This is a genomic window from uncultured Brachyspira sp. (assembly GCF_949287625.1).
Classification (GTDB): domain Bacteria; phylum Spirochaetota; class Brachyspiria; order Brachyspirales; family Brachyspiraceae; genus Brachyspira.
In genome coordinates, this window is sequence record NZ_CASEGO010000126.1 from 1 (window position 1) to 7369 (window position 7369).

At 29.4% G+C, this 7369-nt stretch carries 7 protein-coding genes; 2 read left to right on the plus strand and 5 right to left on the minus strand.

What is annotated here, in order from left to right; translation table 11 throughout:
- Window positions 1-202: 202 nt before the first annotated feature.
- Together Q1X91_RS13980 and Q1X91_RS13985 are read left to right on the plus strand one after the other, a co-directional pair.
- On the plus strand, window positions 203-346 hold the full coding sequence (locus Q1X91_RS13980; protein ID WP_300758914.1) for a hypothetical protein: 144 nt from the start codon (window positions 203-205) through the stop codon (window positions 344-346).
- Window positions 347-675: 329 nt separating this feature from the next.
- Entirely contained in the window at window positions 676-1662 is a 987-nt protein-coding gene (locus Q1X91_RS13985; protein WP_300758917.1) for a P1 family peptidase, read from the plus strand.
- Between the two features lie 231 nt (window positions 1663-1893).
- Here the strand turns inward: Q1X91_RS13985 and ftsH are convergent, their stop codons facing one another.
- From ftsH to Q1X91_RS14010, 5 genes are all read right to left on the minus strand, one after another.
- Window positions 1894-3999, minus strand: a complete 2106-nt coding sequence (gene ftsH / locus Q1X91_RS13990; protein ID WP_300758919.1) for an ATP-dependent zinc metalloprotease FtsH — start codon at window positions 3997-3999, stop codon at window positions 1894-1896.
- A 70-nt stretch (window positions 4000-4069) separates the two neighbouring features.
- Window positions 4070-4756, minus strand: coding sequence for an NlpC/P60 family protein (locus Q1X91_RS13995; RefSeq protein ID WP_300758922.1), 687 nt, complete (start codon window positions 4754-4756; stop codon window positions 4070-4072).
- A gap of 96 nt (window positions 4757-4852) precedes the next feature.
- Complete coding sequence (locus Q1X91_RS14000) at window positions 4853-5452, minus strand: NlpC/P60 family protein (protein ID WP_300758925.1); 600 nt, start codon at window positions 5450-5452, stop codon at window positions 4853-4855.
- A gap of 67 nt (window positions 5453-5519) precedes the next feature.
- Entirely contained in the window at window positions 5520-6095 is a 576-nt protein-coding gene (locus tag Q1X91_RS14005; protein WP_300758927.1) for a DUF4390 domain-containing protein, read from the minus strand.
- A 39-nt stretch (window positions 6096-6134) separates the two neighbouring features.
- Window positions 6135-7139 (minus strand): hypothetical protein, encoded by a 1005-nt coding sequence (locus tag Q1X91_RS14010; protein WP_300758929.1) that lies wholly within the window; start codon window positions 7137-7139, stop codon window positions 6135-6137.
- Between the last annotated feature and the right edge of the window lie 230 nt (window positions 7140-7369).

Consider the following 7369-nt stretch of genomic DNA (forward strand, 5'->3'; position numbering starts at 1 on the left):
TAAAAGAATACATTCTACTTTAAATTATGATACTCCTATGCTATACTTTAAGAAATTAAGGAATACTTAAATGCAATATGTATGGAACCCGTGCAATTTATAATATTTTTTGTTTAAGTACCATAGATATTCTTTTTAAGTTTAAAAAATCAGGTATCACTCCATAATTTAAATTAGTATAAACGAACTAAAAAGAATACCTATGAAACAATATAATACAAATCAGAAAAAAAAGATAGTATTAATTATTAATAAAGCTGAAAATAAAAGAGTGCAGGATCTCAAATTTAATATTAATATTCGAACTTATTATTGGAAGAAGAAATTTGAGAAAACAGGTTATTAAGAAAATAAGAGTAGTAAACTAAAATATAGTCCTAATAAGGTTAAAAAGAAAATATTAAAATATGTACTTAAGCTATTGAAACTATATTAAAAAAATATCATTTGTATAAAATAATAATGAAAAACATAGAGATAAGCATGATTTTTATATCATTGGAATTACAAACGCATACATTCTGCTTTAAATTATTACACACTGTTTGCTTACTTTAAGAAATTAAGTAATACTTAAATGAAATATGTCTCTCTCATTCAAAAAAATTATACAATTATATCAATTTAATATATAATATCGCCATATTACAATTAAATAAAATTAGGACATATTTTATGAAAGAGATAAAAATAACAGATATAGAAAATATCAAAATAGGCAATGCTCAAAATAAAGAAGCTGCAACAGGATGCACAGTTATAATATGCGAGCGAGGTGCTGCTACTGGACTAGATGTTAGGGGAGGAGGTCCTGCTTCAAGAGAAAGCGAACTTACAAAACCTTTTGCTTCTACAGAAATCATACATGCTGTACTTTTAAGCGGAGGAAGTGCTTTCGGACTTGATGCTTCTGGAGGCGTTATGAAGTATTTGGAAGAGAGAAATATAGGTTTTGATGTAGGAGTTACAAAGGTTCCTTTGGTTTGTCAGTCATGTATATTTGATTTGCGTGTTGGAGATTATAGAGTGCGTCCTGATATTAATATGGCTTATGAGGCTTGCATTAATTCTGAAAGTAATAATCCTAAAATGGGTAATTACGGAGCAGGTACTGGTGCTAGTGTTGGAAAAATACTAGGTGCTGATTATGCTATGAAGTCTGGGCTTGGTTTTTATGCTGTTCAAGTTGATGATGTTAAGGTAGGAGCAATAGTTTCAGTTAATGCTTTTGGCGATATTTATGATTATGACAGCGGTAAAATGATTGCTGGGCTTCTTAATGAAAACAAAGACGGATTTAGAAGTTCTGAAGAAGAGCTTATAAAAATAACACAGAATAATAATTTATCTTTCACTTCTAAAAATAATATAGTTACAAATACTACGATAGGAGCTGTAATTACCAATGCTAAGTTTACAAAGTCTCAAATGGGAAAAATAGCTTCTATGGCACATAACGGCTTTGCTAGGGCTATAAAACCAGTTCACACTACAGTAGACGGTGATAGTATTTATGCTATGAGTGTCGGAGATATTAATGCTAGTTTAGATTCAGTGGGAACTATTGCTGCAATAGTTATGGGAAGGGCTATTAATAATGCTGTAAAAAGTGCTGAGGCTTCTTATGGTTTTAAATCTTATAGTGATATAATAAAAAATTAAAAGATTAATTTAAACATTTTATTAAAAACAAACTAGAAGTGCTTATTAAATTAGTGCTTCTAGTTTTTTAATTTTGTTTAATAAAGAAATAGATTTGGGGGTGGGTGGGCGGGTAGAATAGATTAATAAAAAAATTAATTCTTTTATTTGTAATCATTAATAGTTTTTAAGCAATTAAAAAAGCCATAGTAATTTTTATACTATGGCTTTTATATTGAGAAATATTTGTTTTTATTCTTCTGTTGTTTTTTTCTTTTTAGAAGAAGGTACTTTTTTTACACTAGATTTTTTTATTGATTTTACTTCTTCTTTGTTTTCTGCTTTCACTTTAAGAGGAGAATTAAATACTTCTTCTTTAACGCTTTTTACTTCCCCCTCCTGATAAGCAGAAGGATCTTCAAGCTCATCAGTTCCCCTTTTAGGGTCTTTACCAGCATAAACTAATTTGTCTTTAACTTTATCCAATTTTACTTCGCATATTCTTTCTATATCTTCTATGTCGAGAGATTCTTTTTCAAATAATTCTCTTGATAAAGCCTCAAACTTATCAGCATTTTCAGCTATTAATTTTTTAGTTCTTTCGTATGCTTTCATTACAAACTTATGAACTTCTTCATCTATTTTCTGAGCAGTCTCTTCGCTGTAGTCTTTATGTCTTGCTATTTCTTTACCCAAAAATATAGGCTGTTCTTTTTGTCCGAATGATATAGGTCCTAATCTGCTCATACCCCATTCGCATACCATTCTTCTAGCAAGCTCAGTAACTCTTTCTATATCATTAGAAGCACCAGTAGTAACAGAATCTTCTCCGAATTTAAACTCTTCAGCAACACGTCCGCCTAAAAGCAAAGACATTTCATCAATAGCTTTTTTTCTTTGAAGAGTATATCTTCCGTCTGGAGGCAATGTCCAAGTAGCTCCTAAACTTCTTCCTCTAGGAACTATGGTAACTTTATGTAAAGCATCTGTGTTTTGAAGAAGAACTGCCATTAAAGTGTGTCCTGCCTCATGATAGGCTGTATTTAATTTTTCTTTTTCACTTATCAAAATACTTCTTCTTTCAGGCCCCATCATAACTTTATCTCTTGCTTCTTCAAAGTCAGAAAGCTCCACTCTTGATTTATCGTTTCTAGCAGCAATTAAAGCAGCCTCATTAACCATATTAGCAATATCAGCCCCAGAAAAACCTGGTGTAGCTCTAGCTAAATGATACAAGTCTATAGATGGATCATGCTGTATTTTTGAAACATGCACTTTAAATATGCCTTCTCTTCCTTTAACATCTGGCAAATCTACAACAATTTGTCTGTCAAATCTTCCAGGACGAAGCAAAGCAGGGTCAAGTACATCAGGTCTGTTAGTAGCAGCAAATATGATGATTCTAGTATCAGTATTAAAACCGTCCATTTCAACAAGCATTTGGTTTAATGTCTGTTCTCTTTCATCATGACCGCCGCCGTATCCAGCTCCTCTAGTTCTTCCTACAGCATCAAGCTCGTCTATGAATATGATACAAGGAGCAGATCTTTTTCCCTGTTCAAATAAATCTCTTACCCTTGAAGCTCCGACTCCTACAAACATCTCAACAAACTCAGAACCAGACATACTAAAGAATGGAACATTAGCCTCACCAGCAACAGCCTTAGCAAGTAAAGTTTTACCAGTGCCCGGAGGGCCTACTAATAATACGCCTTTAGGTATTTTAGCACCTAATTTTGTGAACTTGCTTGCATCTTTTAAGAACTGTACAACTTCCTGCAATTCCTCTTTAGCCTCTTTACAGCCTTCAACATCTTTGAAAGTTACTTTTACATCTTCTTTGGTAAGAAGTCTTGCTCTGCTTTTACCAAAGCTCATAGCTCTGTTATTAGAACCCTGAACCTGCCTGAACATAAAAAACCAAAGCAAAAATCCTATTAAGATAATAGGAAGCAAGTTTACAAGTATAAGACTTAAATAACTAGGTTTTTCAGCTTCTCCTCTTACTTTTACATTATTTTCTATAAGCAGATTAACAAAACCGCTTGCTGTAAAAGGTATATATGAGTAAAAGTTTATCTCTGTTATTTTGCCGTTAACAGTTTCAATAGCTTTTCCGTTTCTTATGTTTTGATCTACTATAGTTACCTCTTTAACAACGCCTTCTTTAACTTTTTGTACTACAGTAGAATAATCCCATTCCTCAGCTTTAACTTGAGGTGATTTTTGGAAATACATTATAGCCATTACTACAACCATAGTAAGAAGTAGTATAATGATTATTTGATTTCCGCCTCCGCCAGATTGCGGTATAGATTGTCTTCTATTATTTTTGTTCTTTTTGCTGTTATTGTTCATGTATTCTCCAAATTTATCTTTTGTATTTATTTATAAATATATAAATAAATTAACAATATTTACAAAGTAATTATTTTTCTGGTATATCCAATATAGTACCGTAACTATTAAAACAGTGAGAAGCTAAAGCGTTAACACCGCCTCCGCTTTTAAGATAGCTGTTTATTATTTTGCCGTCTTTTCTAGCAAGGTCTGGATATTTTAAGTTCATATATCCTAATACAAGACCTTTACTTGTTGAGGCATGTATATAAGTTACAGTATCATCTTCATCTATATCTATTACTATACCTGCATGAGTGAGTTTTTTGGTATCTGATGTAGTTCTATCAAACATTATTATATCGCCTACATTAGGAAGCACACCGCTATATATCTTTTTATATTTTGATAAAGTGGAATATATAGTTTTTACGCCCCCAGAATCCAAAATAGCCTGCTTTTCAAATACTGCTATATTTGAAGTCCAATAAACCGCTGCTACATAACCTGAACAATCAAAATTGAAAGTTTTTTTCTCTTTTGAATTTGGGTGAGTTAATTGAGCTTTTTCATTATATTTATAATGTTTATTTAGGTAAAAGTTAGCCCATTTTTTTATGTCTGCCCTAACTTGCTCTTTTTGTTTATCTGTTATCTCAACACCGCTTTCTTTAAGCTGTTTCTGATATTCTTTATCATAGCCGTAAGTTTGTGCATATGATATAGAAGACAATAACATCATAAATAATATTAGTATAGCAATATAAAAACGCATAAAACACACTCTTATAATAGAAAATTATTTTATAAGATATCAGCAAAAAGTCAATACAATTTACAATATTCTTATTTATTCATTTATTATTAAATTTTAATTTGGTTTTTCAAAAATAGTACCATAACTATTGAAACAGTAAGAGGCTAAAGAATAAGGTACTTTTCCTCCTCTGAGATAACTATTAATAACTTTGCCGTCTTTTCTGGCTAAGTCTGGATATTTTAAATTCATATATCCTAAAATAGGTCCTTTACTTGTACTTGAATGTATATAAGTAATTGTTTCATCTTCATCAACATCTATTACTATACCAGAATGAGTAAGTTTTTTATCATAAGATGTAGTACCGTCAAAAAATATTATATCGCCTATATTAGGAAGAGTATTTTTATAAATTTTATTTTCTTTTGATAAGAGATAGAATATATTTGCAGTAGAGCCGCTAAATTTTATACTCGGGTTTTCAATAGCTGTAAAGTAAACCGCTGCTACAAATCCAGAACAGTCAAAATTAACTTTTTTCTTTTCTTTTGTAAAAGGATTAGTAATAGTATCGCTTTGATTATACTTGTAATGCTTATTCATATAATAATTAGCCCATTTTACTATTTCCTCTCTTTCATTATTTTGAGAAAATAATACCTGCGTAAATAAATACATCAGAGCTATAAAAACAGCAATATTAAAACGCATTATTAATCCTCCTATATAAAAATTAATTTTCTATGTATAAATCGGATTTTTAATTATAAATAATAGTCTACATATTGTTATAATATAATTCTTTTATATTAAATTCTTCAGATTTAAGCCATTTTATTCTATATTGTATTGGTGTTATAATATTAAAAAATACAGATAAATACGGATAAGCATTTTGAAACTGCAGTGATAGTCTTGTTTTAAAGAAAAAATTACTTTTCTGATTTAATTTATTTATATTAATTACTTCTATTCTATTAATTGAAGTCACATTTCTCATTAAAACTTTAAGATTGGTATTTCTTATTTCACGCATAGTTTCAGAGTTTAATACAACATACTCTCTTGTGAAAAAATCATAATATATTTTTCTGTATAGATATATCTCTCTTACATTACTGTCAATAAACCAATTTTTATTAACTAAATCTACTCTAAAGTTTATAAATACTATAATACCATTATCTATATATCTTTTTATATTTTGATAAACTTCATCACTATATGCAGTCTGCACATCAGTATAAAGTATATCATTATAAATATATGCTCTTGAAAAATGAAGTCTTAATTCATAAGCATGCATTGATAAACATGATGATATTATAAAAAATAATATTAATATACGCTTCATATTTTTTATTTTATACTTTTTTTATTAAAAGTAAATATATTATAGATAAAGGCTTATATCAAGTCCTATTTTGCTTTCCATAGTTTTGTGTGCGTATAGCTGCTTGGAGCGTCCGTAATCATATTTTAACCCTATAATAATTCTATAAATTTCAAATCCTACTCCTACGCTTATTTCTGGCATCCATTCTACATGCTTATCATTTATATAATACTTCTGTCCGTTTGCATATCTTGAAACATTATTTATTAAATCATGATTTAATCCCAAATAAACACCTGTTATAAAACTTATCTCTCCCCATATAGGTACTCTAAAGTCAGTTCCTGCAAATGCACTGAATAAGTTTACGATGTTTGATTTGTCAAATCCTATTATGGCAAAATTCATTCCGCCGTAGAACGTAAACCAGCCGTATTTATAGTATGCCGATACATGCATCTGTTCGAATCCTGAATCTTTAAAATCTTCTTTTTCTTTGTTATATAAAGTTTCATCTCCAAGTATATCACCGCTAATATGAGCACATATATGTCTTAAAGGACTGAATCTTAATTTAAAAGTATTATTAAATATATAATCAAAAAAAACTTCTACCTGCATATAAGTACCATACATAAGACTTTGTCCGTAATACTGATCATAGCCTTTTTTATATTTAGACAAAAAGAAATGAGTTAAATACCCAATACCTATTTTAAATCTATGTACTTCATTATATTTGAATGCTATAGGTGTAACCTCAGTAGCAAGTGTAGGCTGATAATAAAAATCCATCTTATCGAAATTAAAATTATTATTATTGTACATTTTATCTATATTAAGTACATCACCAAGCCAAAATCTGCTGCTGTAAGCATCTGGATCTACCCAGCCAGAAAAGTATCTGTCTGTTTCATAGTTTTTTAATGGGTTAAACTCCCATTTCATTTTTACTTTTTGTGTATAGTTATCCATATTGTCTTTTAAAGTATTGCTTTCTTGTGAATATACAGCAGTGTTTAATAATAGTATAGCTGAAATAGTAAAAATAATTTTTATCATATATTAATCTTTATAATTTTATTTGTTTTATTTGTTTTATTTGTTTTATAAACGATTATATTAGATTTTTTACTATATAGCAATAATATTTTATCATAATATAATAGGCATTTTATATAAAAAAGTCATATTATATACCTAAACAACTATATTTTGTCAAAATTAGTTTTTATATTTTTATTATTTTCTGGGACTAGCCCTGCGAAGCACACAGTCGTGCCCGCTCTGCG

Coding starts and splice junctions, on each gene's coding strand:
- Q1X91_RS14010 (WP_300758929.1), bottom strand. CDS start 7,139: ATGATAAAAATTATTTTTACTATTTCAGCTATACTATTATTAAACACT.
- Q1X91_RS14005 (WP_300758927.1), bottom strand. CDS start 6,095: ATGAAGCGTATATTAATATTATTTTTTATAATATCATCATGTTTATCA.
- Q1X91_RS13980 (WP_300758914.1), top strand. CDS start 203: ATGAAACAATATAATACAAATCAGAAAAAAAAGATAGTATTAATTATT.
- Q1X91_RS13995 (WP_300758922.1), bottom strand. CDS start 4,756: ATGCGTTTTTATATTGCTATACTAATATTATTTATGATGTTATTGTCT.
- Q1X91_RS13985 (WP_300758917.1), top strand. CDS start 676: ATGAAAGAGATAAAAATAACAGATATAGAAAATATCAAAATAGGCAAT.
- ftsH (WP_300758919.1), bottom strand. CDS start 3,999: ATGAACAATAACAGCAAAAAGAACAAAAATAATAGAAGACAATCTATA.
- Q1X91_RS14000 (WP_300758925.1), bottom strand. CDS start 5,452: ATGCGTTTTAATATTGCTGTTTTTATAGCTCTGATGTATTTATTTACG.